Source organism: Streptomyces sp. NBC_00310 (assembly GCF_036208085.1).
Taxonomy (GTDB): domain Bacteria; phylum Actinomycetota; class Actinomycetes; order Streptomycetales; family Streptomycetaceae; genus Streptomyces.
In genome coordinates this window covers 5,378,397-5,402,280 of the sequence record NZ_CP130714.1, presented here as the reverse complement: position 1 = coordinate 5,402,280, position 23,884 = coordinate 5,378,397, and the positions used below count along the sequence as shown (strand labels likewise).

18 protein-coding genes, 1 tRNA gene and 1 riboswitch are annotated in these 23,884 nt (G+C 71.8%); of the genes, 10 read left to right on the top strand and 9 right to left on the bottom strand.

Going from position 1 to position 23,884, the window contains the following annotated elements; translation table 11 throughout:
• Positions 1-23: 23 nt before the first annotated feature.
• Entirely contained in the window at positions 24-500 is a 477-nt protein-coding gene (locus OG202_RS23690; RefSeq protein ID WP_326581178.1) for a roadblock/LC7 domain-containing protein, read from the bottom strand.
• Entirely contained in the window at positions 481-3,144 is a 2,664-nt protein-coding gene (locus OG202_RS23685) for an ATP-binding protein (RefSeq protein ID WP_328223567.1), read from the bottom strand. The genes OG202_RS23690 and OG202_RS23685 overlap by 20 nt, the downstream gene beginning before the upstream one ends.
• 359 nt (positions 3,145-3,503) lie before the next feature.
• On the opposite strand from OG202_RS23685, the gene OG202_RS23680 reads away from it, so the two are divergent.
• From OG202_RS23680 to OG202_RS23670, 3 genes are all read left to right on the top strand, one after another.
• On the top strand, positions 3,504-3,713 hold the full coding sequence (locus OG202_RS23680; protein WP_328223566.1) for a hypothetical protein: 210 nt from the start codon (positions 3,504-3,506) through the stop codon (positions 3,711-3,713).
• Between the two features lie 248 nt (positions 3,714-3,961).
• On the top strand, positions 3,962-5,104 hold the full coding sequence (locus OG202_RS23675) for a substrate-binding domain-containing protein (RefSeq protein WP_326581184.1): 1,143 nt from the start codon (positions 3,962-3,964) through the stop codon (positions 5,102-5,104).
• Positions 5,105-5,491: 387 nt separating this feature from the next.
• On the top strand, positions 5,492-6,073 hold the full coding sequence (locus tag OG202_RS23670; RefSeq protein ID WP_328224717.1) for a class IV adenylate cyclase: 582 nt from the start codon (positions 5,492-5,494) through the stop codon (positions 6,071-6,073).
• Between the two features lie 53 nt (positions 6,074-6,126).
• Here OG202_RS23670 and OG202_RS23665 read toward each other — a convergent pair.
• A tRNA-Met gene (locus OG202_RS23665) sits at positions 6,127-6,200 on the bottom strand.
• A gap of 264 nt (positions 6,201-6,464) precedes the next feature.
• Positions 6,465-7,622, bottom strand: coding sequence for a dihydrofolate reductase family protein (locus OG202_RS23660; protein ID WP_326581185.1), 1,158 nt, complete (start codon positions 7,620-7,622; stop codon positions 6,465-6,467).
• A gap of 112 nt (positions 7,623-7,734) precedes the next feature.
• Between OG202_RS23660 and OG202_RS23655 the strand changes: the two genes are divergently transcribed.
• The 4 genes from OG202_RS23655 to OG202_RS23640 all read left to right on the top strand — a co-directional run bounded on the left by OG202_RS23655 (position 7,735) and on the right by OG202_RS23640 (position 11,881).
• A complete protein-coding gene (locus tag OG202_RS23655) occupies positions 7,735-8,265 on the top strand; it encodes a MarR family winged helix-turn-helix transcriptional regulator (RefSeq protein WP_327728906.1) in 531 nt (176 codons plus the stop codon).
• Positions 8,266-8,488: 223 nt separating this feature from the next.
• A complete protein-coding gene (locus OG202_RS23650; RefSeq protein ID WP_328223565.1) occupies positions 8,489-9,157 on the top strand; it encodes a GTP cyclohydrolase II in 669 nt (222 codons plus the stop codon).
• A gap of 90 nt (positions 9,158-9,247) precedes the next feature.
• Positions 9,248-10,378 carry a PP2C family protein-serine/threonine phosphatase gene (locus OG202_RS23645; protein ID WP_405894791.1) on the top strand — a complete coding sequence of 377 codons (1,131 nt, stop codon included), beginning with the start codon at positions 9,248-9,250 and terminating at the stop codon, positions 10,376-10,378.
• Positions 10,379-10,644: 266 nt separating this feature from the next.
• Positions 10,645-10,806, top strand: a riboswitch (cyclic di-AMP (ydaO/yuaA leader).
• A 10-nt stretch (positions 10,807-10,816) separates the two neighbouring features.
• Positions 10,817-11,881: a M23 family metallopeptidase gene (locus tag OG202_RS23640; RefSeq protein ID WP_326581190.1), complete on the top strand. Its 1,065-nt coding sequence runs from the start codon at positions 10,817-10,819 to the stop codon at positions 11,879-11,881.
• 250 nt (positions 11,882-12,131) lie between these two features.
• Here the strand turns inward: OG202_RS23640 and OG202_RS23635 are convergent, their stop codons facing one another.
• From OG202_RS23635 to OG202_RS23620, 4 genes are all read right to left on the bottom strand, one after another.
• Entirely contained in the window at positions 12,132-13,496 is a 1,365-nt protein-coding gene (locus tag OG202_RS23635) for a PrsW family intramembrane metalloprotease (protein ID WP_328223563.1), read from the bottom strand.
• 157 nt (positions 13,497-13,653) lie between these two features.
• On the bottom strand, positions 13,654-14,535 hold the full coding sequence (trmB, locus tag OG202_RS23630; protein ID WP_328224716.1) for a tRNA (guanosine(46)-N7)-methyltransferase TrmB: 882 nt from the start codon (positions 14,533-14,535) through the stop codon (positions 13,654-13,656).
• A 246-nt stretch (positions 14,536-14,781) separates the two neighbouring features.
• The gene (gene lhgO / locus OG202_RS23625; protein ID WP_328223561.1) at positions 14,782-15,993 is read right to left on the bottom strand and encodes an L-2-hydroxyglutarate oxidase; all 1,212 of its coding nucleotides are present in this window, start codon (positions 15,991-15,993) and stop codon (positions 14,782-14,784) included.
• Between the two features lie 233 nt (positions 15,994-16,226).
• A complete protein-coding gene (locus tag OG202_RS23620) occupies positions 16,227-17,651 on the bottom strand; it encodes an MFS transporter (RefSeq protein WP_327728910.1) in 1,425 nt (474 codons plus the stop codon).
• A gap of 714 nt (positions 17,652-18,365) precedes the next feature.
• Between OG202_RS23620 and OG202_RS23615 the strand changes: the two genes are divergently transcribed.
• Entirely contained in the window at positions 18,366-20,459 is a 2,094-nt protein-coding gene (locus OG202_RS23615; RefSeq protein ID WP_328223559.1) for an asparagine synthase-related protein, read from the top strand.
• 108 nt (positions 20,460-20,567) lie between these two features.
• A complete protein-coding gene (locus tag OG202_RS23610; protein ID WP_327728912.1) occupies positions 20,568-20,783 on the top strand; it encodes a hypothetical protein in 216 nt (71 codons plus the stop codon).
• 290 nt (positions 20,784-21,073) lie between these two features.
• On the opposite strand, the gene OG202_RS23605 is transcribed toward OG202_RS23610, so the two are convergent.
• Positions 21,074-21,907 (bottom strand): TetR/AcrR family transcriptional regulator, encoded by an 834-nt coding sequence (locus tag OG202_RS23605; protein ID WP_328223557.1) that lies wholly within the window; start codon positions 21,905-21,907, stop codon positions 21,074-21,076.
• 479 nt (positions 21,908-22,386) lie between these two features.
• On the opposite strand from OG202_RS23605, the gene OG202_RS23600 reads away from it, so the two are divergent.
• Complete coding sequence (locus tag OG202_RS23600) at positions 22,387-23,751, top strand: NAD(P)/FAD-dependent oxidoreductase (protein ID WP_326581200.1); 1,365 nt, start codon at positions 22,387-22,389, stop codon at positions 23,749-23,751.
• Positions 23,752-23,884: the final 133 nt, after the last annotated feature.

The following is a 23,884-nucleotide window of genomic DNA, read 5'->3' as shown; positions in this document are numbered from 1 at the left end:
ACCGTGCCGTGGCGTTCGGACGGTCAGCCGGCCGGCGTGGCACCGACGCTCTTCTTCAGCTCCAGCACCAGTTGGGGGGTGAGCGCGGCCCCGGCCCGGTTGGCGAAGAGGGTCATCTCGTAGGCGATGTTGCCGAGCTTCGCCTCCTTCGAGGTCACCACGCCGAGGACCGCGCCGCAGCCGATGGCCGACACCAGCACGTGGCCGCCCTCCAGATCGATGATGACCTTGTTGAGGCCGCCCAGGCCGTAGTTGCCGGAGGCGCCCGCGGCGAGGCTCGTCATGCCGGACACGATCGCGGCGAGGCGCTCGGAGTCGGCATGGTCGCGTAGCCGGGAGGCTGCGATCAGCAGGCCGTCGGACGACACCGCGATGGCGTCGACGACGCCGGCCGTGTCCGAGGCGAACCGGTCGAGGAGCCAGGTGAAATCGGCCGCGGCGGTTCGCAGATCGGTGGGTATCGCCTGTTCGGAACTGCTGTCACCTGTCGACGTGGTCACTGCCCGACTCCTTCTGGGTTTCCTGGTGCGCTGATGGTGCCGACTCCGTCCTGCTCAGGGCGCTGTCCTGCTCCGCCCTGCGTACGGCGGCCTCGAAGTCGTCGAGCTCCGCGCGGACCGCGTCGGCGTCGACGGGGGGCCGTACGGCCGGATTCCCCCGGTCGGCCGGTGGGCTGGTCCTGGCGAGCGTCGCGCCACGTACCCGCCTGCGCAGCGGTCGGGAAGCATCCGTCGCGGACTCCTCGGCGTGGGCGACCCCGTCCGCGGTGGTGCGGGTGCGGGCCGGGACGCGTCGGGGGAGGCCCTGCGGCGACGGAGTCGTCGGCCGCCCTTCGGTGGCGAGGGCCGCCCGTGCGGGCTTGGGTTCCCGGATTCCGTTGCCGTGTTCGTCCGGGTCCGGGTGATCGTCGTTCGGGGCCGGGGCCGGGTCCGGGTGATCGCCGTTCGGGTTCGGGGCCGGGGCCGGGTGATCGCCGTTCGGGTTCGGGTCCGGGTGATCGGTTCCGGTGCTGACGCTTCCCGGGCCCTGCTCGTCGTCCGCCGCGTCCTCGTGAGCCGTGTGCGCCGAGGTCACGTCCGTGTGCGCTCGCGTCGCGTCGATCAGTGGCTCCGCCGCGGGCGGCGTCGCCTTCGGTGTGCTCACGAGTGCGACGGCCTCCTGCTCGTGCCCCGCTACGGCTCTCGTCGGGAACGCCGCCACGGTCCCGGTCGGGCCCGTGGCCCGGGGCGGGACGGGGTCCACAGAGCTCATGGTCAACAGGAGAGCGGAGGGAATCCAGACGGTCCCGGTGACCCCGCCGCCCGGCGTGCGGCTCAGCATCACCCGTATGCCCCAGCGCCGGGCGATGGTGCCGACGACGAAGAGACCGAGCACCCGGGTCGGTACGACGTCGAGCCGTTCCCGGCGGATGAGGCGGGCGTTCTCCTCGGCGAGGCGTTCCGCGCTCATCCCGAGGCCGTGGTCGATGACCTCGACCAGCGCACCGCCGTCCGACGTGACGTCGGTGCCGGGGCGGACGGCCACCTCGACGGGCGTATGGGACGGGGAGAAAGCGACCGCGTTCTCCAGCAGTTCGGCGAGCATCAGGGTGAGGTCGCCGATGATGTCGGGGGCGATGGTGACGTCCGCCTCGGCCCGCAGCGACACCCGCTGGAATCCCTCGATCCGGCCGAGCCCCGCGCGGATGACGTCGGCCAGGGGGGTCGGCCGGGCCTCGACACCGGTCTCCCGGATGCCGGCGAGCAGCATCAGGCTGTCGGCGTTGCGCTGGAGGCGTACGGCGATGTGGTCGATGCGGTAGAGCTGTTCGAGGAGGTCGGGATCGGTCTCCTCGCGTTCGGCGGTGTCGATCAGCAGGAGCTGACGTGATGTCAGGTTGCTGACTCTTCGGCCGACGTTGCCGAACATCTCGGCGATGTTCCGACGGCTCAGCACCTGCCGCTCCAGCAGCGCGGCCGCGGTGACCTGCACCTGGTTGAACGCCTCGGCCAACTCACCGATCTCGTCACGTACCGGGACCGGGATCGCCCGCGGACGCAGCGGGGTGCTGTCGGCGGCCTCGTCGTCGGCGACGCGGGCCAGTTCCTCCCCCGCCACGTCGACGACCTGCTGGGCGGCGCCGGTGAGTGCCGCCAGCGGGCGTACGACCGAGCGCCGCACCAGGATGGAGAAGGCCAGCCAGGCGGCGAAGCCGAGCAGGGCCAGGCCGAGCAGCACCAGCGCCTCCCGCAGGGCGCTCGCGGAGGTGGAGTCGGCCTGGGCGGCGATCTGACGGATCAGCGACCGGGTGATGCCGAGGCGGGTTTCGGCCTGCTGTGCCCCGGCGGCGATCTCCTTGCGCAGTTGCTCCGGTGTCTGGTTCTGAAGGGAACTCGGATCGATCTGCAGCTCCGCGAACTGGGACTCGATGCCGCTCTCCTCGGCACTGCGCTCGATGCCGCTGAGGCTCAGGACCTGGTCCGGTGTGGCGATCCGGCTGAACCGGTCCGACTGGTGGTCGAAGAGCGCGTGGGCGCCGACCGCGCGGGTGTACTCGGTGAGAGCGTTGGCGTCACGGGTCTGCGCGGAGAACACCGCGCTCTCATAGGCGGCGTGGGCGGAGTCGGCGCGCAACACCGTGTCGAGCAGCGTGGTGACCGAGGACGACGAGGTGCCGGAGAAGCGGTCGAGGCCGATGCCGTCGATCAGATAGTCGACCGCGGAGGCGTACGCGGGGTCGATGTTGGCGGCCGGGACATAGCCCCGTCCGAGTTTGTCGCGCAGGACGGCGAGACTGTCGATGTACTCAAGGGCCTGCGTCTCCTCGGCCGGCAGGTTCGACCCGAACGCCGAACGCACGGCGGCGACCTGAGCGTCGGTGTCCTCTTGCGCCCGGCGGTAGTCGGTGGGCGAGGGCAGCGCGGCTCCGGGGCGGGCCGACTCGTACCGCACCGACAGCACGAGCGCCTGCCGGTGTTCGGCCTGTACGTCGTTGATGAGCCTCGCGACCTGCTCGCTGTCGCGTACGAGATCAGCGATCCGGCCGGCGTCCCGGGCCCGGTCCACCTGGTCGACGACACCGGCGCCGAGCAGCAGGCCGACAACCAGGACGGGTGCGCTCACCAGGACGTTGAGCTTCCGCCGGAACGGCCATCGGTCGAGCACGGCCCCCGCTCTCCGGCGCAACGGCGGCGTCGCGTCCGCAGGCCCTGGCGGGGCGGATGCGAGGTGGTGGTCCCCCCGCTCGGGCGAAGCCGAGCGTGGGGGAGGGTCCACTGTGGTCGCGGACACCCGGGCCTCCTTCGTCGTGTTCCTGAGCGGTGACCGAGGGGTTGTTCGTGCCGGACCGCGAGCCGCTGGGAGCGGAGGGTGACACTATGGGCCCGCCCATCGCTGATAGGTACGAAGTGATTGCGCCACGTGTCTGAATCCGGCCGTGCGGAGACTATCGTTCGGGCGGAGGTTCGACTGGCCATATGCCATCAAGAGTTGATTACAAAATGTTTCTTGGTTTATGTGCAGACATGGACGCTTCGTCGTGGGAGAGTCCGCCGTCGGCCCATGTCCGATGCGGGGCGGCGGAGTTGCCCAGGGTCGACGTGTCCCGCGTGGTCTGCGCGTTCCTCGTGTCCTTCGTGCTCTTCGTGCTCTTCGTGCTCTTCGTCGTCTTCGTCGTCTTCGTCGTCTTCGTGTTCTTCGTTTTCCGCGTGAGCTTCGGCGCCGACGGCGCGTAGGTCGTCGACGTCGTCGGTGTCGTCGGCGCCTTGTTCGTCGCGGCTCGGCTCGGCCCGGTGGCGGATCGTCACCTCGGCGTCGTGCGGAGGCGCGAGGCGTCCTGCCGGCGGACGGGCACCGCGCACCCTGCTACATTCCCCCGGCACACGCCCCGGCCGCCTTCGAGGGCACGGAACCGTAGGCGTCTTTGTCCCTCTCCTCCCCCCACTCCCCGTACCCTCTTTTGCCCTGTTCTGAGGAGACCCCAGTGCACGCCACCCGCCAGGCGACCGCGTCGGCCGCCGCGTTGCTGGTCTTGGCCACCGCCGTCGTCGGCTGCGACAGTGGTTCGACCACCGCCGCAGCCACCGCCGGCTCCGCCGAGCCCGGCTGCCCCGCTGTCCTTGCCCGTGCCAAGTCGGCGGTCAAGAAGGCCGAAGACGTCGACGCACCGTGGGACGGTCCCACCACCGGTCCCCGGGCGGTTCCCGGCAAGACCGTCGTCTTCGTCGCCCAGACCCTGGCCAACCCCGGTGTCACCGGCGTCGCCCAGGGAGTCGAGGAGGCCGCCAAGGTCATCGGCTGGAAGGTCCGCGTCATCAACGGCCAGGGCACGCCCGCCGGAATCAAGGCCGCCTTCGACGAGGCCGTGGCCCTTGAGCCCGCCGGCATAGTCATCGGCGGTTTCGACCCCAAATCCACTGCCCAGCAGGTCCGTCGGGCCAATGCCGCGGGTATCCCGCTGATCGGCTGGCACGCCGTCGGCGCCCCCGGCCCCAGCGACGACCCGGAGCTCTTCAGCAACGTCACCACCAGGGTCGAGGACGTCGCGAGGATCAGCGCCGACTGGATCATCAGCCGGTCCAACGGGCGCGCGGGCGTGGTCCTGTTCACCGACGCCTCGATACCTTTCGCCAAGCGCAAGTCCGACCTGATCAAGAAGGAACTCGCCACCTGTTCCGACGTCAGGCTGCTGAGCTACGAGGACATCCCCATCCCCGAGGCCAACAGCCGCACCGTTGAGGCGGTCTCCTCCCTGCTCTCCCGTTTCGGCAGCGAGTGGACCCACTCCGCCGCCATCAACGACCTCTACTTCGAGCACGCCGCCACCGCTCTGCGCGCCGCCGGCCGGCAGGGCGCCGACGCCCCGTTCAACATCGGCGCCGGCGACGGCGACCCCTCGGCATTCCGGCGCATCAATGGCAGGGAGTACCAGGCCGCCACCGTGCCCGAGCCCCTCTCCGAACAGGGCTGGCAGATCATCGACGAGCTCAACCGTGCTTTCTCCGGCAGAGCCGACAGCGGATACGTCGCCCCTGTCCACATCGCCACCGCCTCCAACAGCGGCGGCGCACTGTCCTGGGACTCCGAGGGCTACCGCCAGGCGTACCGGAAGATCTGGGGCAAGTAGGCCACCGGCCCCAGCGGTCCCACCGGCCAGCCACCGCTGACCGGTGACCGCTGGCCGGTCACCGGCCAAGCCGACGTACGCAGCAGCACGCTTCATGGAAACGTCCACTCCGACCTGCCGTGCAGCGCTCGATCGGCTTCCCTGGACGGCCTGTTCGCCGTGACCAGTCCCGTCGGGGGACCGACCATGGTCGCGGTGGAACTGCCGTACGGGTGGTGACGGGGGCCCGCCCGTCCGCCCTCCACCTCCTCCCTTCCCCTCTCGCGCCTTCGCGCTCTCGTCTCTCCACCTGTGAGCGCCCCACTCCGTCTCCCCTGACGCTCGGTCGGAGGGGACAGTAGGAGGGAGGGGGAGAGGGGGAGCGGTGTGGAAGGAGAGGAACGGGTCGTGATCGAGGCGGAGTTGAAGGCCCGGGTCCGTGCGCCGGAGGCGGTCGCGCGGGCGCTCGACGAGTGGGCCGAGGGCAGGTCCGAGACGTACCAGGACACGTACTACGACCTGCCGGACGGCAGCCTGCGGGCGCGGGACGAGGAGTTGCGGCTGCGGTTCCTGGCCGACCACGGCACGGGCGACCGGCGGACGCTGCTCACCTTCAAGGCGGCCGCGGTGGACGAGGCGTCCGGTTCCAAGCCCGAGTACGAGACGCGGGTCGGGGACTCACAGATCGCGCACGCCATCCTGGAACATCTCGGCTACGTGCCGGCGATCGTGTTCGAGAAGCGCTGCCGCAGCCACGCCTTCGAGGCGTACGGCCGGCCGATGCTCGCCACCCTCGTACGGGTCCCCGAACTGGACGGCACGTTCCTGGAGATCGAAACCCTGGTCATGGAGGAAGCCGAGGTCGGCGCGGCCCTCGACGACATCCGCGCGGTGCTCGACGAGCTGGGCATCGCCCCGGAGGACCTCACGCGCGAGCTCTACACGGACGCGGTGGCGGCGGTCCGTCGGGCCCACAGCCCCGGCCGGTGAGCACAAACACCTGGGGCCGGAATCCTCATCGGATTCCGGCCCCAGGCCTTCAGTAGCGGGGACAGGATTTGAACCTGCGACCTCTGGGTTATGAGCCCAGCGAGCTACCGAGCTGCTCCACCCCGCGTCGTTGAAACCAGTGTACGCCATCTGCGGGACCTCACGCACACGGCTTGATGGCGACCGCCGATCACCGTGAGTTCACTCAGCCGCCCGGACATCTGCCAGGCGACCGGGCCACGCGTGTGTCAGGTGCGCACAACGTCTGTCAGGTCCGCTCCAACGCGGGGCCGCCCGCTCCCACGCGGGTCCGGCCCGGCCGACGAAGCACCTCCGACCACACGCCTCCGACCACACGCCTCCGACCACACGCCTCCGACCACACCCCTGCTCAGCCGACCACATGCTTGTTGGGCGTCTTCGCCCGCTCCTCGTACTCCGGCAGGACGACGACCTCGGCCCCCTCCGCCGAGAGCACCGCGTTGCCGACGGCGGCGTCCTCGACGAACGTGTCCGGCTCGCGCCAGGCCGTGACGACGCGGCGGATGCCCGCGTCGAGGACGAGCCGGGCGCAGGGCGCGGGGCGGGAGGCGCGGCGGGCGCACGGTTCCAGGCTGCTGTAGACCGTGGCGGAGGCGAGTCGCGGGTCGGCGGGGTCGAGCTTGGCGAGGGCGGCCTCCTCGGCGTGGGCCACGGGGTCGCCGCCTTCGCGGGAGTGGCCGCGGGCCAGCTCCGTACCGTCCGCGGCGACCACGACCGCGCCCACGCTGAACGCGGTCTGCGAGGGCGGGCACTCGGCGGCCAGTTCGCAGGCCAGCGACAGCCAGTGCCGGTCGGCGGCGGAGACGGCCGGGCCGGTGCCGGGGACGGTGGGGGCGTACCGGATGAGGACGACGTCGCCGACCGGCCGGGTCTCCAGCAGGCGCAGCCGGCTCTTCGGCCCTCCCGGGTAGGCGCCGGTCCCGAACATCCGCGGCGCGTCCGCCTCGCCCACGAACACCGGCGCGACGGCCAGCTGCACCTCGTCCGCGAGCCCCTGCTGGAGCAACTGGGTGTGGACGCGGCCGCCGCCCTCCACCATGAGGCGCCGGATGCCGCGTACGTCCCCGAGGTGGTCGAGGAGGGCGGGCCACTGCAGGTCGGGGCCGACGGACACGACGGCCACGCCGTTCGGGCCGGTCGGCAGGCCGAGTCCGCGCAGCCGGTCCGCGCCCTTGTCCGTCGTGTAGAGGACCTTCTCACCGCCGGTGTGCCAGAACTGGGCCGCCGGGTCGAGATCGCCGGACGCGCTGACCGTGACCTTCAGCGGGTACTCCGGGAGCCCGGCGGCGACGCGGGCCGCGCGGCGCTCCGGGGAGTTGACCAGCAGCCGGGGGTTGTCGGTGCGCAGGGTGCCGGCGCCGATCAGGATGGCGTCGCTCGCCGCGCGCACCTCGTCGACCCGGTCGAAGTCGGCCGGACCCGAGAGCAGCAGCCGCTCGGGCCCGGTGTCGTCCAGGAAGCCGTCGAGGGAGACGGCGGCGGACAACAGGACGTAGGGCTGGGGCATGGACGCGCTCCCTGGCGGTGACGGTGAGGTGACGGCGGTGGGGTGACGGCGGTGGTGGCCGGCCTCACCACCGGGCTTGGTTCAAGTTTTAAACAATAACTACACTGTACGTATGACGACCCGCTGGCTCACCCCCGAGGAACAGCGTGCCTGGGGTGCCTACCTCGCCGCGACCACGCTCCTGGAGGACGCGCTCGACCGGCAGCTCCAGCAGGAGGCAGGCCTCCCGCACCTCTACTACTCCGTGCTGGCCGTCCTCTCCGAGGCGCCGGACCGCCGTATGCGGATGACCGATCTCGCCGAGTACCTGAAGATCACGCGCAGTCGGCTGACGTATGCCGTGACCAGGCTGGAGAAGGACGGCGTGGTGCGGCGCGAGGACTGTCAGTGGGACAAGCGCGGCAGCGTCACCGTGCTCACCGACGAGGGCATGGCCCTGCTGGAGCGTACGGCGCCGGGGCATGTCGAGACGGTCCGCAAGGCCGTCTTCGACCACCTCAGCGCCGAGCAGATCAGTCAGTTCGAGGAGATCTGCGCGGCCATCGCGACGGCGATCCAGGGCGGGGAGCCGCAGGCGACCGCCGGCTCCGACGACCTGCCGTGGCGCCGCCGCGCGTGCCCGTCCGGCCGGCCGGGGCAGTAGCGGGCGCTCCGCGATCCGCCCGGTGGCCCGCCAGTCCGCGATCCGCCCGGTGGCCAGCCAGGTGGCCGGTCGGGCGGCCCTCCCCTCGGTTCCCGTGTGGCGGGAATGTGACGCATCCCCAAACCGGTTGCTTGAATTTTGAAGCACGGGTTAGAGTCGCTGCGAGCGCTGTGCTTCAAAACTGAAGCACAGCGACGCCCCGCCCCAGGACCGGAGAACCCGCATGCCCGACTTTCCCGCTGCCACCCCGCGTGCCCGCGTCCGGGTACCGCTGCGTTTCCAGGACGGCTACGGCGTCGACGCCGACCTGGTCACCTTCCACGGCCTCGTCGACGGCCAGGAGCACCTGGCGATCGTCCTCGGCGACCCCGCCCCCGGCGCGGCCCCGCTGGTCCGGCTGCACTCCGAGTGCCTGACCGGCGACGTGTTCGGCTCGGCCCGCTGCGACTGCGGTCCGCAGCTGCGCGAGGCGGTGGAGCGGATCGCCGACCGCGGCGGTGTCCTCCTCTACCTCCGCCAGGAGGGCCGGGGCATCGGCCTCTACAACAAGCTCGACGCGTACGCCCTCCAGGACCAGGGCCTCGACACGTACGAGGCGAACGCGGCGCTCGGACTGCCGGAGGACGCCCGCGACTACACGGCGGCGGCCCAGATGCTGGGTGCCCTCGGCATCGACGAACTGGACCTGCTCTCCAACAACCCCGACAAGGCGCAGCAGCTCCGCGACCTCGGCGTAGGCGTCGGCCGGCGCGTCCCGACGGGTGTCTTCACCACCGCCCACAACGTCCGCTACCTCCGCGCGAAGGTCCTCCAGACCCAGCACACCCTCCCCCTACCGGAGCTGACGGAACTGCCGGAACTGACGGGACTCGCGGGGCTGACGGCGGGCTGAGCCCCGCGCGGCGCGGCCTCCCCGTCCCCTCACTAGCCCACTCGGCCCGGCCGACTAGCCCCGTTCCCCACCGACGGAAACCCTGTATCCGTGGGCAGCCAGTGGGAGTGGAGGGGTGTGCGGGAGCCGGGTGGGCGGCGGTTCTCGTATGCCCGCGCGCTCGTTCGCGTCCTGCCCGCCCTGCTGATCGCCACGGGCCTCTTCTACGACCACTTCACCCCGCGCGAGTTCACGGCGGTCCCCTTCTTCACCGCAGCGCCCCTGGTGGCGGCCCCGCTCTTCTCGCTGCACGGCACGGTGGTCACCGGGCTCGCCTCGATCGCCGGCATCACCGCCGTACGCCTCTACTACGGCGACACGAGCAGCGTGGACGCGATCACCGAGATCGCCACGGTGGCCACCGTCGCCGTACTGGCCGTACTGATCAACCGCCTCGTGCGCCGCAGCGACGCCCGGCTCGCCACCGCCCGTGAGATCGCCGAGGCGGCGCAGCGCGCCGTACTGCCGGTGCCGCAGGAGCGGATCGGCGGACTGGAGATCGCCGCGCGGTACGAGGCGGCGCAGGCCGGGGCGTCGATCGGGGGCGATCTGTACGCGGTGCAGGACTCGCCCCACGGCGTACGGCTGATCGTCGGCGATGTGCGGGGCAAGGGGCTGGGGGCGGTGTCGGCGGTGGCCGTGCTGATCGGCGCGTTCCGGGAGGCGGCCGAGCAGGAGTCGACGCTCGAAGCGGTCGCCCAGCGCCTGGAACGGGCGCTGGCCCGGGAGGCCACGCGCCGCGAGGCCGCGCGACGGGACGCGACGGTGGAGCACGAGGGGTTCGTGACGGCCGTCCTGGCGGAGTTCCCGCACGGCGCCGGCCGTGCCCGGATCGTCAACCGGGGCCACCCGTCCCCCCTGCTGCTGTACGCCGACGGCGTTCTGTGCGCCCTGGAAGCCCCGCAGCCCGCGCTTCCCCTCGGCATGGACGACCTGGGCACCTGGCCCGACCGCGCGGAGGAGACCGGATTCCCGCCCGGCGCCACGCTGCTCTTCTACACCGACGGCCTCTCCGAGGCGCGGGACGCGCGCGGCGCCTTCTACGACCCGGCCGAGCGCCTGTCCGGACGCACCTTCTCCGCCCCGCGTGCCCTGTTGACGGCCCTCGCGGAAGAGGTACGCCGTCACACGGGTGGCCGCACGACGGACGACATGGCCCTCCTCGCGGTCCGCCGTCCCTGACGTCGCACACGCCCCTCTCGCATCTCTCCCGCTCGATATCACCGAGCGTGTCCGTCCGACCGTCCTCCGTATAACAACTGACGTACCGTCAGGCCATTTGTTACTCCTGAGGAAAGGTCAACTCGCCCGTTTTACGCCCCTCATGACCCGTAAAGTCCAGCGCGAAAGCCGGAACGATCATTAAGAACAGCTTGGAATGGAGTACTCGCGTCTATTAACGTTCGATAACGCAGCGCGGTCGTCCCAGCCGTCACAAGAGACGGCTCCGTGCTCACGCGCCGAATCCCGCAAGGGAACCGGGGAACCACCACCCTGGGGTGAATCGCACGGAAGCCGTCGTGGCAGTACGCACGACCGGTTTACGCGCGTAGGAGACCTTCCTGCTCCGAACCCGTCAGCTAACCCGGTAGGCGAGGAGGAAGGAAGGAGCACGCCCACGTGGCGTCGAACCGGTCCGCGACCGAAGCCCCGTTCGTACCGAGCCAACGAGACGGCGAGAGCCAGACGTTCGGCTACGGCAGCTACAACAGCGACAACGAGGGCCCCTGGCAGGAGTGGAATCCCAGCGAGGAGACCCTGCGCCCCGTTCGCGGTCGGCACCGCGTCGCCAAGCCGCGCGGTGGACTCGCCCGTGGCGGACTGGCCCGCAGCTCCACGGTTCTCGGCGTCGGTGTCATAGCCGCCGTCGGCGGCGCCGGCATGGCCAGCGCGCAGTCCGGCAAGGCCCCGGTGTCCATATCGCTGCCCGACATGCCGAACGTCGGCTCGGTCTTCGAGGACGAGAAGCCCGACGAGCCGGAGCCCCAGGCCTCCACCACCCCGCTCAGCAGTGCCGGCCTGACCACCGCCGACACCGAGCAGGGCACCGCGGACGCCGGCGAGGCGCTGCGCGCCCGCATCATGGCGCAGGCCGAGTCCCAGCAGGAGGCCTTCGACAAGGCCGCCGCCGAGGCCGCCCAGACCGCCGCCGCGGACAAGGCCGCCGAGCAGGCCGCCCAGGAGAAGAGGGAAGCCGAGGCGAAGGAAGCCGCCGCCAAGAAGAAGGCGGAGGAGGAGGCCGCGGCGAAGAAGGAGGCCGAGCGCCTCGCCGCCCTCGCCAAGCAGTTCACGCTTCCCACCTCCTCGTACACCCTCACCTCGACCTTCGGCCAGGCGGGCCCCTACTGGTCCTCCGGCTACCACACCGGCCTCGACTTCGCGGCCCCCACCGGCACCCTCATCAAGGCCGTCCACAGCGGCACCATCACGCAGGCCGGCTACGAGGGCTCCTACGGCTACAAGACCGTCCTCACCCTCGATGACGGCACCGAGATCTGGTACGCCCACCAGTCCTCCATCGGCGTCAGTGTCGGCCAGAAGGTCGCCACCGGCGACGTCATCGGCCGCGTCGGCGCCACCGGCAACGTCACCGGCGCCCACCTCCACATGGAGGTCCACCCGGGCGGCTCCGCCAGCGGCATCGACCCGGCGGCGTGGCTGCGCAGCAAGGGCCTCACCCCGTAGCCGGGCAGAACCAGCGACCACTCCCGCCGGGCCTCGCACCCGCCCGCGGAGACCACGACGCCGCGTAACCCCACGGGGATTACGCGGCGTTCGTCATGCCGGGGGAGCGACAGTACGGTGCGGCGGCGGGGCGGGCGTCCCTACCGCAGGAGGCACCTGGCGCCAGGCGACGGGGGACACACCGGCACGGCCCCGACCACGCCACGCACCGGCAGCCCGCGAACCGCTACGGCTCCCGCTGCCGATACCGCTAGTACCGATACGGGTTGTACGAGGGATACGGAGCCATCCCGTGAACCACCGGCTGCGGATAGGCGGACCCGTACCCGCCGTACCCGCCGTATCCGTATCCGCCGTATCCGTATCCGTACCCGTACCCGCCGTACCCGTGCTTCGGTCCGGCCTCCCGCCCCGCGTACCCCAGGGCCGGGCGGGCCAACTCCCGCCTGCGCCACAGCTCGAACAGCAACTCCCGCTCCCGCAGCGCGAAGTCGCCCCCGGCCCGACCCCGTCGCCCCCGGTTCCGGAGGAACGCCAACCTCGTCGCGTACGCCTGGTACTCCGCGACCGACCGAGCCCCCGCCTTCCCGAAGTGGTGCGCCGCATACTCCCGCGCCACCCGCCGAGCCCGCATCGACCCCAGCACATACGGCTCGGCCGGCGTCAGCCACCCCGCGGCCGCGTACGCCGGCAGTTCCTCCCGTACGGTCCGCAACTCCCGCTGCCGAGCCCAGATCACCAACCACGTCAGCAACCCGAACGCCGGCACCATGAACGCCGCGTACACCGCGAAGAACCCGTACTCCCCGAACGTCGCGGACCCGTTCCAGACCGCGTGCATTCCCATGGCGAGCAACAGCCCGCCCACGGGCACGAGCACCCGCCGCCCCCGCTGCCACTCCGCGGAGAACGCCGCCACCCCGAACCCGATCCCCGTCAGCACGGTGAACAAGGGATGCGCGAACGGCGACATGATCACCCGCACGAAGAACGTCGCCGCGGTGACCGACGCCAGCCCACTCCCTCCGCTGAGCTGATCCGTCCCGAACGCGGTCCCCAGATACAGGATGTTCTCGGTGAACGCGAACCCGGTCGCGGTGAACCCCGCGATCACCACCCCGTCCACGATCCCGGTGAAGTCCCGCCTCCTGAACAGGAAGACGAGCAGGACGGCCGCGGCCTTGGCGGTCTCCTCCACCACGGGCGCTATGACGGTGGCCCCCAGGGTGTCGGCATGCGAGGGGTCCGCGGTCGCCGTGGCTATCCACCGGGTCGCGAAACTGTTCGCCACGATGGCTATCAGCGCCGCCGCGCACGCCCCCCAGGCGAACGCGAACACCAGGTTCCTCCAGGGCCCGGGCTCCACCCGGTCCAGCCACCGGAACGCGGCCATGAGCAACGGCACGGGCAGCACCGAGAGCCCCAGCCCGACGAGAAACCCCTCCGTGCCGGTCTGTTCACGGACGAGCGCGAGGATGACGAGCCCGGAGATCCCGAGCAGTCCTATCAGCGCCCCGTACGTGACGCTCTTCCGCTGCCACCAGCGCGTGGGCCTGAACGCATACCCACCGGCAGGGCCGCTGGGGTGCGTCGGGTAGGGGGGACTGGTGGCCATTGCGTTGACCCTAACGAGGGAGGGGCGCCGCCCGCGACGGCGCGTGGTAGGGCCCGCCGGACCGCGCCGGCCGACCCGGCCGTAGGACCGCACGCGCCGGCCCGGCCGCCGGACTCTGCCCGCCGAACCGCGCCCGCCGGACTGTGAACGACGGCCTTCAGACGCCTGTGGGGGGGTGTTCGGACTTCCGCATCTGTTCCTGCATCCGCATCCGCTTCTGCGTTTGCTGTTGCTCCTGCTCACGCTGCTGTACGCGGCGGAAGAGCAGATCGTTCACCACATGACCCTTGTCCAGTCCCTGCCCCTCGAAACGGGTCAGCGGCCGGAAGCCGGGACGTGGCGCGAACCCGCCGTCGGTCCGGGTGTTCTCGAAATCCGGATGGGTGGTGAGCACGTCCAGCATCTGTTCGGCGTACGGTTCCCAGTCCGTCGCACAGTGCACGATCGCCCCCGGCCTGAGCCGTGACGCGACGAGCGTGAGGAATTCCGGCTGGATCAGCCGCCGCTTGTGATGCCGCTTCTTCGGCCAGGGGTCGGGGAAGTACACGCGCAGCCCGTCCAGTGAGCCGGGTGTCAGCATCTCCCGCAGCAGAATGATCGCGTCGCCGTTCGCGACCCGGATGTTGGACAGTCCGTCCCGGTCCGCGAGATTCAGCAGGTTTCCCTGGCCCGGCGTGTGCACATCCACGGCGAGCACGTTGGTCTCCGGATCGGCGGCCGCCATCCGCGCGGTCGCCTCTCCCATCCCGAACCCGATCTCCAGCACGACGGGCTTCTCGTCGCCGAACAGCTCGACGAGATCCAGTGGACGCCCGTCGATATCGAGCCCCCACTTGGGCCACAACCGCTGCAGCGCGTCCGCCTGCCCGGCCGTCACCCGACTGCGCCGGGGCTGAAAACTCCTGATCCGCCGCTCGAAATGCGACCCGGCGGGATCCGCCTTCGGCCCATCGGGAAATCGCGGCTCACCCTTGTCCCGGGTACGCCGAAGGGAGGCACCGGTGGTGCGGGGCTCAGGGGAATTGGCGGAGTCAGACACAGTGCCCCCGATTTTACGACTCCCCGAGCCCGCGTCCCAGCCTGCCCGCCGCCCCCGCGCGCAGCTGCGGGCAGTCGTGCCGCTCGGGGCGGCACGGGTGGCCGCAGCGGCCACCCGCGGGCGCCGGTGAGCGAAACCCACCGACCATCGCGCGGCCCCAGCCGCCGGGCACCGCACGAGCGCCCGTCCCACTCCGGCCAGGACGGCCAGCGCCCGTCACACTCCGGCCAGGACGGCCAGCGCCCGTCACGCCCCGGCCAGGACGGCCAGCGCCCGCCGCCCCACCTCTCGCCCGATCGGCAGCGAAGCGGTCGCCGCAGGCGAAGGCGCGTTCAGTACATGGACGGCCCGCGCCCCCTCCCGAATCAGGAAGTCGTCCACCAGCGTGCCGTCCCGAAGCACGGCCTGAGCCCGCACCCCGGCCGCCGCAGGCACCAGGTCCCCTTCCGAGACCCCCGGCAACAACCGCCGCACCGCCCCGGTGAACGCCTTCTTCGACACGGACCGCCGAAGCTCCCCCGCCCCGTACCGCCAGTGCCGCCGAGCTATCCGCCAGGCCCCGGGCCAGGCCAGGGTCGCCCCCAGCTCCCGTACCCGCACGGTCCCCCACCCGTACCCCTCGCGGGCCAGGGCGGGCACGGCGTTGGGCCCGACGTGGACGCCCCCGTCGATCCCCCGGGTCAGATGCACCCCGAGGAACGGAAACGCCGGGTCGGGCACCGGATACACGAGTCCACGCACCAGCTCGGGCCGCGCCAGCTCGTAGTACTCCCCCCGGAACGGCACGATCCGCATCCCGGGCTCGTCCCCGGTCATCCGGGCCACCTCGTCGCAGTGCAGCCCGGCGCAGTTCACCAGCACCCGTCCCCGTACGACGTCACCGCCCCGGATCCGCACGGCGACGCCCAGCGAGGCCCGCCGGTCGATCCGCTCGACCTCGGCGCCGTACCGGATCTCGGCGCCGGACGCCCGCGCGAGCTGCCGGGCGACCCCGACGAAGTCGCAGATCCCGGTGGTGCCGACGTGTATGGCCGCGAGCCCGCGCACCTCCGGCTCGTACTCGGCGATCTGGGTGGCGCCCAGCTCCCGCACCGGGATCCCGTTCTCCCGCCCGCGCTGTACGAGGGCGTGCAGCCGGGGGAGCTCCGACCTCTCGGTGGCGACGATCAGCTTTCCGGTGACCGCGTGGTCGATGCCGTACTCGGCGCAGAACTTGACCATCTCGGCGGCGCCCTTGACCGCGTACCGCGCCTTCAGCGACCCCGGCCGGTAGTAGATCCCACTGTGGATGACGCCACTGTTCCGCCCGGTCTGATGCCGGGCCGGTCCCGGTTCCTTCTCCAGCACGGTGACCCGCGTGCCCGGCGCCGCCCGCGTGATCGCATACGCGGTGGACAGCCCGACGATCCCGCCGCCGACCACGAGCACATCACAGTCGTACGCGCCCTGCCTCCGCACGCGCCCCACCTCCCGACTCCGATAGTGCACTGCACCACTGACAATGCCCTCAAACCCGGAAGCCGCCTACATGGTGCTGGTCACGTTCTCCGATGCCGTTCCTCGATGCCGGGCGCCCAAGGCCGCGCCCCAAAGGGGCGCGGGGAACCGCGCGACCAGCCACAACTCACCCGCACCCGCAAAACCCTCACAAACCCGGCAGACGAGTAGGCGCCGACAGCCAAGCGGAGCGCTCACGCAGGCGTCATCAAAAGAGGCCGCGCCCTCTCCCGCAGCTCGATCACCCGCGGCTCGTCCCCGTACGGCTCCAGCCGGTGCAGCAGATCCTTCACGTACTCGGTCGTGCGGGCGGACGAAATGCGCCCCGCGACCTCCACCGCCCGTACCCCCTGCTCGCACGCCGCATCGAGGTTGCCGGACTCCAGCTCGGCGACCGCCGACACGACGAGCCGCAGCCCGTGCGAGCGTACGAACTCCTCCGTCGGCCGCGACAGTGCCTGCTCGGTGAAGCGGCGCACCTGACGCGGCGCCTTGAGGTCGCGGTAGCACTCCGCGGCGTCCGCGGCGAACCGGTCGTAGCCGTAGAACCCGAGCCAGGTCGGATCGTTGTCGCCGTCCCGGGCTCGCTCCAGCCACCCCTCGGCGGCCTTGAGGGCCGCCCCGGCGGCCGCCGCGTCACCCGCGCGTGCGTGTGCCCTCGCCTCGACGAGCCGGAAGAAGCTCATCGTGCGCGCGGTGGCCAGCCCCCGGTTGCGTTCGAGCGCGGCCTGCGCGAGATCGACGCCCTCGTCGCCGAAGCCGCGGTAGGTCGCCTGCAGGGACATGGTGGCCAGCACATATCCGCCCAGCGGCACGTCGGCCGCGGCCCGCGCGAGCCTCAACGCCTGGATGTAGTACCGCTGCGCCGCCTCCTGTTGACCCGTGTCAAAGGCCATCCAGCCGGCGAGGCGGGTGAGTTCCGCGGACGCTCCGAACAGCGCGCGGCCCACTTCGTCGGAGTACGACCCGAGCAGCAGCGGCGCCGCCTCGACCCGCAGGCACTCCGGCACCATGGACGAACGCCAGTCGCCGCCTCCGTACTTGGAGTCCCAGCGCCTGGCGTCCTCGGCGGCCTCCCGCAACTTCTGCACATCGCTGTGGCCGACTTTCAGCGGCGACCCGGAGCCCTCCGCGGAGCCCGCCTCACGCGCCACCGAACTGTCGGCCGGGGTTATCAGCCATCGTGAGGCAGGCGTTGCGTATGCGCTCACTGCGAACGATCCGGCGAGGGACTGCCAGATGCCGCCGGTGCCGGCGCGGCGGCCGGCGAGGTCGAGGCGGTAGAGCTCCGTCGCCGCGCGCACCGCCTGCCCGACGTCCCGGGGGAAGGCGAGGCCCACTTCGGGGGCGGGATCCGCGTCCGCCAGGCCGATCTCGTGGAGCGGCACCGGTCGGCCGAGCTTCTGGCCGATCGCGGCCGCGATGAGGTGCGGCGCGGCGCCCTGGGGGACCATGCCCTTGGAGACCCACCGCGCCACCGAGGTCTTGTCGTAGCGAAGTGTCAACCCGCGTTGAGCGCCAAGATCGTTGACGCGACGCGCGAGTCCTGCGTTGCTGATTCCCGCGAGGGCGAGAACGGTGCCGAGTTTTTCGTTCGGCCCGCGTTGCTCCCTGGACATTGCGCCACCCCTCGAACAGACGGCTGCCGCGGCGGCATAGGCACGCGGCATTCGTAAACCCAGCGTAGTTCGCCGCATCCCAAGCGTTAAGGGGCCCAAATCCGGATGGCGGGATTGTGGTCCGTACGAAAGTGCGGACAGAGTACGGAGTGTGGTGACGTGCTCCCGCTGTGTGGCCGTGCGCCTGTCCGTGCGCTCTTCTCCGGCCACCGGGGGAGCGCTTCCATGGTCGTGCGTGGGTCGGCCCGCTGTACTGGATCCAGTGGGCTGGGGGACACCGCCGCCTACATCCCCGCGGGCGGCGGACCGGTCCGGGAGGCGAACTCCGCCTCCCGGACTGTGCGTTGACGCTGTGTCGTCATCGGGGGCGGTACGGCGGGTGGGCCAACTCCGCCCTTCAGGGCCGATTTGGCCGAAAATCGACGGTGGTCGTCGAGCGTGAATACCGCTCCGACCACGTCTCTTGAGGGCGCGTTAGGTGTTCTGGGGGAGCGTACCGGGGGCGCATTCACGTCGTAGACCCGGGGTCCTCCTTTGTCGACCTCCCCTCTTCAAGGGCGACTTGAGGGTGTGGCGGGGGAGTGCTCAAGGCTCCCCAGGGGCGCACTCACCGGTGTGCAAGCCGCGCCACACGCCCTCCGGCAAGCCTCCTTCGTGGCAGCATGGGAGCCGTTCGTGCGGTGCCCTGGTTGTCCACAGCCTGTGGAGGCGACGATGCGGTGGTTGGTGGGATGGAGCAGTACCGCCGCTGGCGCACCCGCCTTCGGCTCCGCCGGCGCCACCGGACCCGACGGCGAGACCGTGCACCCGGTCGGCTCGCACCTCCTGTGGGGCGACCCCGATCCGCTGTGGGCCGTCGGCGACTGGCGCCCCGACGAGGTGCGCGTCGTGACGGCCGACGCCCAGACCAAGATCGCCGTCCTCGGCATCTGCGGCGCCTCCGACGAGCAGCTGCGCGTGGGCCTGTTCGCCGCCCGCGGCGGTGCCCTGCGCCACCTGACCGCCTGGCCCGGCAGTTACACCGCCGTCGTCCAGGTCGGCCGCCGGGTGACCGTCTGCGGCGACATCGCGGGCGCCCGCCCGGTCTTCTACACCCCCTGGGCGGGCGGCACGGCGTACGCGACCGCCGCGCTGCCCCTCGCCGACCTCATCGAGGCCAACCTCGACTTCGGGCACCTGGCCGCCCTGCTGGCCGCCCCCGACGTACCGGACGCCCTGCACGACTCCACCCCGTACGACGGCGTGCGCCGCATTCCTCCGGGGCACGCACTGATCCTGCGCGCCGGGGCGCGTGAGGTCGCCGGCTACGAGCAGGTCGCCTCGCTGGCCGTCGCCGCCCCCTCCGCCGACCCGACCAGCGCGGTGGACGCCGTCCGCGACGCCCTCGTCGAGGCCGTACGGGTCCGGCTGTCCGCCCCCCGGCACGTCCCCGACGTCGACCCCGGCCCGGTCCCCGGCATGGGCCCGGCCGAGCGCCGCGCCGCCCGCGGCATGCCCGTCCCCGGCATCGGCGCCGATGTCTCGGGCGGCCCCGCCTCCGGCACCCTGGCCCTGCTCGCCGCCGGCCTGCCCGGCGCCCCCGGCACGGTCCTCGGCCACGGCACGGGCGCCGGCGAACGCCTCCTCGCCGTCACCTTCAACGACCTGGCCACCTCCGGCCGCGAGGCCGAACTGGAACGCGCGGGCACGCTGGCCGCCAACCCCCGCCTCCACCACGTGGTCGTGACGGGCGGCGAGGAGGTGCTCCCGTACGCCGACCTCGACATCCCCCTGACCGACGAACCGGGCCCCTCCCTGGTGACGGCCGCCCGCCACCGCGCCCGCCTCGCCGCCGGCAGCGCCGACCACTTCACCGGCTACGGCGCCCGCCAGGTCCTGGACGCCCACCCCGCCCGCCTCGCCGACCTCCTCATGGACCGCAAACGCCGCCACCTGGTCCGCCCGGTCGCCGCCCTCACCAAGGCCGACGGCTCGGTGATGGTCCCCGCGCGGGTGTACGGCGCCGCGCGGAAGCTGGCCCGCACCCCGTACCGCTCCGGCGTCGAAGTCCTCGCCGACCGCCTCATGCAGCGCCGCTTCGAGGAGCCCGGAGGCGCGGTGGGCGCCTCCCTGGCGGCGCTCACCTGGGCCAGACCGGGCCCCGCCGCCCGCTGGCTCACCGGCGAGGCCCTGGCAGAAGTATCGATTCGCCTGGGAGCGACGACGGGCCGTTCCACCGTCGGCCCCGGCCAGCGTCCCGGCGACTTCCGCGCCCGCGCGGCCCTGGCCCGGCACGCGGCGGACCTGAGGATCCTGGAGCAGGCGGCGGAGATCCGCTCCCAACGCCTCCACACCCCCTTCCTCGACAACCAGGTCGTCCGCGCCTGCCGCGCCCTCCCCGAGGCCCTGCGCGTCCAGCCGGGCGCCCGCGCCGCCATCCTCCGTACGGTCCTGGAGGGCGCCGGCGTCACCGACCTCCCGCCCGGCTGGGGCGCCCCCTCCCACGCCACCTCCGCCGCCGCGGCCCGAACCGGCCTGCGCGTGGCCGCCGACACCCTGATCAGCCTCTTCGACACACCGCTGCTCGCGCAGGCGGGCCTGGTGGAGGCCCGAGTGGTCCGCAAGGCCCTCCGAGCGGCGGCGGAGGGCGAGCCCCTCCCCCTGGACGGCCTCGCCGACCTCGTCTCCCTCGAACTCTGGCTCCGCCGCCTCCTCTCCCGCCGAGGCACCTGCTGGACGGGCACCCCGGCAAGACAGCGAGCGGTACCGGCCGGCATCACCCCCCAGAGGGGCGCGCTGGGCACGGGGGCGACGGCGCGACGGGCGTAGCCGACCTTTCGGGGCGCGAGCCACCTGCCCCGCTGGACGAGGCGACGGCGGCGGCCGACCGCTTCGGCGCCCCGGACCCCCACGCCTTCGTCCACCTCCCGCGCCCCCATGGCGTTGGTCGACGGCGAGACCACCCACGCCCGTGATCTGTGGCGGCTCGCCCACGAGGTGCCTCACCGGGAAACAGTCCCGCCCCGGTTCCGGGCCTTCCCGGACCTGGTCGACGGGCTCCTCACGACCGCAGAGTCCGGCCCGGAACCCGGCCCGCGCGGAATGACCGACGCCCTCCGCACCGCCGTGGACATCCCTGCGCCGAGACCGTGACGGCGGCCAACCCCGGCCGAGCACCGCGACCGTACTGTCCGGCCTCGGCGACCACGCCCGCACCGCACGCCTCCTGGCCGCCGGAACCAGCCGGCACGGTGGCCACCCGCTGTAACCCGCGCCCCGAAAGGGGCGCGGGGAACCGCGCGAGAACCCCCACGAACCCGCACCCGACAACACACCCCACGGGGTCGAAGGGGCAGCGCCCCTGGTGGAGGGAAACGGGTAGGGGCGGCGGGGGCGGAAACCCACCCCACGCCGCCCCTGGCGACAACCTCACCCACCCACCATCAGGCAGGCCGAGACCGCAACCCCTCCAGCAGAATGTCCAGCAACCGAGCCGACGCGGCAGCCTGCTGCGCCGCATCCGGCAACGCGGGCGCACCCGTGGCGATCACGAGCAACACATCCGCCACGGTCACGTCCTGCCGCAGCTCCCCGGCGGCCCGAGCCCGCTCCACCAACTGCCCCACCACCTCGAGCAGTGCCGAAGCCCCGGCATCGTCCACCGGTCCACCGACGCCACCGGCACCGGCACCGGCACTCGCACCGACGCCACCCGAGGCGCCGAGCGAACCCGCGCCCGAATCCGCCGACGCCAACCGAAGCTCGGCCGTCGGCTGAACCCGCTGCTGCGGCACCCGCGCCTCGTCGACGACGAATCCGCCGACCGTGTCGGACCCGTCCTCCGCGACCCCGACCCGCAGTACCTGCGGCGGCAGCAGCCGCCCGGCACCCGAGGCCACCGAGGTCCGCAGGAACCGCGACAGGGCCTGCCACGGGTCCTGCTCCTGCCCGAGCGCCACCCTGGCCTGTTCGGTGAGCCGGGACGTCTCCTCCTCGGCTATCCGCCGGACCAGGACGTCCTTGCTCGGGAAGCGCCGGTACACCGTGCCGACACCGACCCGCGCGCGGCGGGCCACATCCTCCATCGGCGCGCCGTATCCCAGCTCGCCGAAGACCTCGCGCGCCGCGCGCAGCACGTGCTCGAGGTTGCGCTGTGCGTCCACGCGGAGCGGAGTGGACCGCACTCCGTCACCGCGTCCGTTGCCGCCCGCCGAGCCCATCGCACCACCGGGTGCGATGGTGGACGCGGACGACCAATGGGATTCCTGAATATGCATACGTGTTCCCCCGGTAATGACGTCTCCCCCCGGAGACTCTCCCCGTCATCGGAAGCCGGAGCGGCGGAACAAGCGTCCAAGGTCCTCGGTGGTCTCCGATTTCCTTCGCCGGAGACCCGGTCCCCGAGCCGAACCGCCCGTCGCGGACCACTCGGAACCCGGACCCGAACCCGGAATCCACAACCCGGAACCGGACCCGACCGAACCTCTTGAACGCATCCCCCTACACCCCGTCGACACACGAACATAGTTGAGAGGGAGTCAATTCAGAAGGGGCACGTTCCGCACGGAGCGCCCCTCGATCGGAGTACGGGCGGTTTACGTCCGGTTTGCGCCCCCTCCTGCCACCCCGCTCACACCATCTGACCTGCGCATCTGCCGCACACGCCGGTAAATCGGCCAACCCCGCGCTCCTGTGGAGACCGGTCACACAAATTGCCGGGCCTGTGGACAAACCAACGAGCAAGGTGCGTCATGGGATGGTGAAGGAACCGATGCGCATCCTTATCGTCGGCGGCGGATACGTCGGGCTGTACACAGCGCTGCGCTTGCAGCGACAGCTGAAACCGGAACTCGGACGCGGTGACGTCGAGATCGTCGTCGTGTCCCCCGACCCCTATATGACGTATCAACCCTTCCTTCCGGAGGCGGCCGCGGGCTCCATCTCGCCCCGCCACGTCGTCGTGCCGCTGCGCCGCGTCCTCGACCAGTGCAAGGTCGTCATCGGCGAGGCCACCGCGATCAACCACGCCAAACGCATCGCGACCCTCGACACCCTCGCCACCGCGGAGGAGGGCACGGGCTCCGAGCAGCTGACGTACGACGAGCTGGTCCTCGCCCCCGGCTCGATCGCACGCACCCTGCCCATCCCCGGGCTCGCGGACCACGGCATCGGCTTCAAGACCGTCGAAGAGGCCATCGGCCTGCGCAACCACGTCATCGAACAGATGGACATCGCCTCCTCCACCCGCGATCCCGCGATCCGTGACGCGGCCCTGACCTTCGTCTTCGTGGGCGGCGGCTACGCCGGCGTGGAGGCGCTCGGCGAGCTGGAGGACATGGCCCGCTACACCGCGCGGTACTACCACAACGTGAAGCCCGAGGACATGAAGTGGATCCTCGTGGAGGCCTCCGACCGCATCCTCCCGGAGGTCGGCGAGGAGATGGGCCGCTACACGGTCACCGAGCTGCGCCGCCGCAACATCGACGTACGCCTCCACACGCGTCTCGAATCGTGCGCCGACCGCGTCGCCGTCCTCAGCGACGGGGCCCGCTTCCCGACCCGGACGGTCGTCTGGACGGCCGGTGTGAAACCGCACCCGATCCTCGCCGCGACCGACCTCCCGCTGAACGAGCGCGGGCGCCTGAAGTGCACGGCTGAGCTGACCGTGGAGGGCGTCGCGCACGCCTGGGCCGCGGGCGACGCGGCCGCCGTCCCGGACGTCACCGCCGAACCCGGCAAGGAGACCGCCCCCAACGCCCAGCACGCCGTACGCCAGGCCCGCGCCCTCGGCGACAACATCGCCCGTTCCCTGCGCGGCGAGCCGCTTCAGACGTACTCGCACAAATACGTCGGCTCGGTCGCCTCCCTGGGCCTCCACAAGGGCGTCGCCCACGTCTACGGACGGAAGCTGAAGGGCTACCCCGCCTGGTTCATGCACCGCGTGTACCACCTGAGCAGGGTGCCGACCTTCAACCGCAAGGCCCGTGTCCTCGCCGAATGGATCCTCTCCGGGCTCTTCAAACGGGAGATCGTCTCGCTCGGTTCACTCGAACATCCCCGTGCCGAGTTCGAACTCGCGGCCGGTGGAAAGCCTCCTGAGGACCCGAAGGGGTCGTCCTGACCGGATCCAGGAACTCCACCGTTCAGGCCGACGTCTGACGGATGTCGGTCCGGTCGGCCAGACTGGTCCGCGACGTGATCCACAATCTCGGGCGGGGCCACCGCCCTGCCCGCACAGCACCCACGACCAGGCG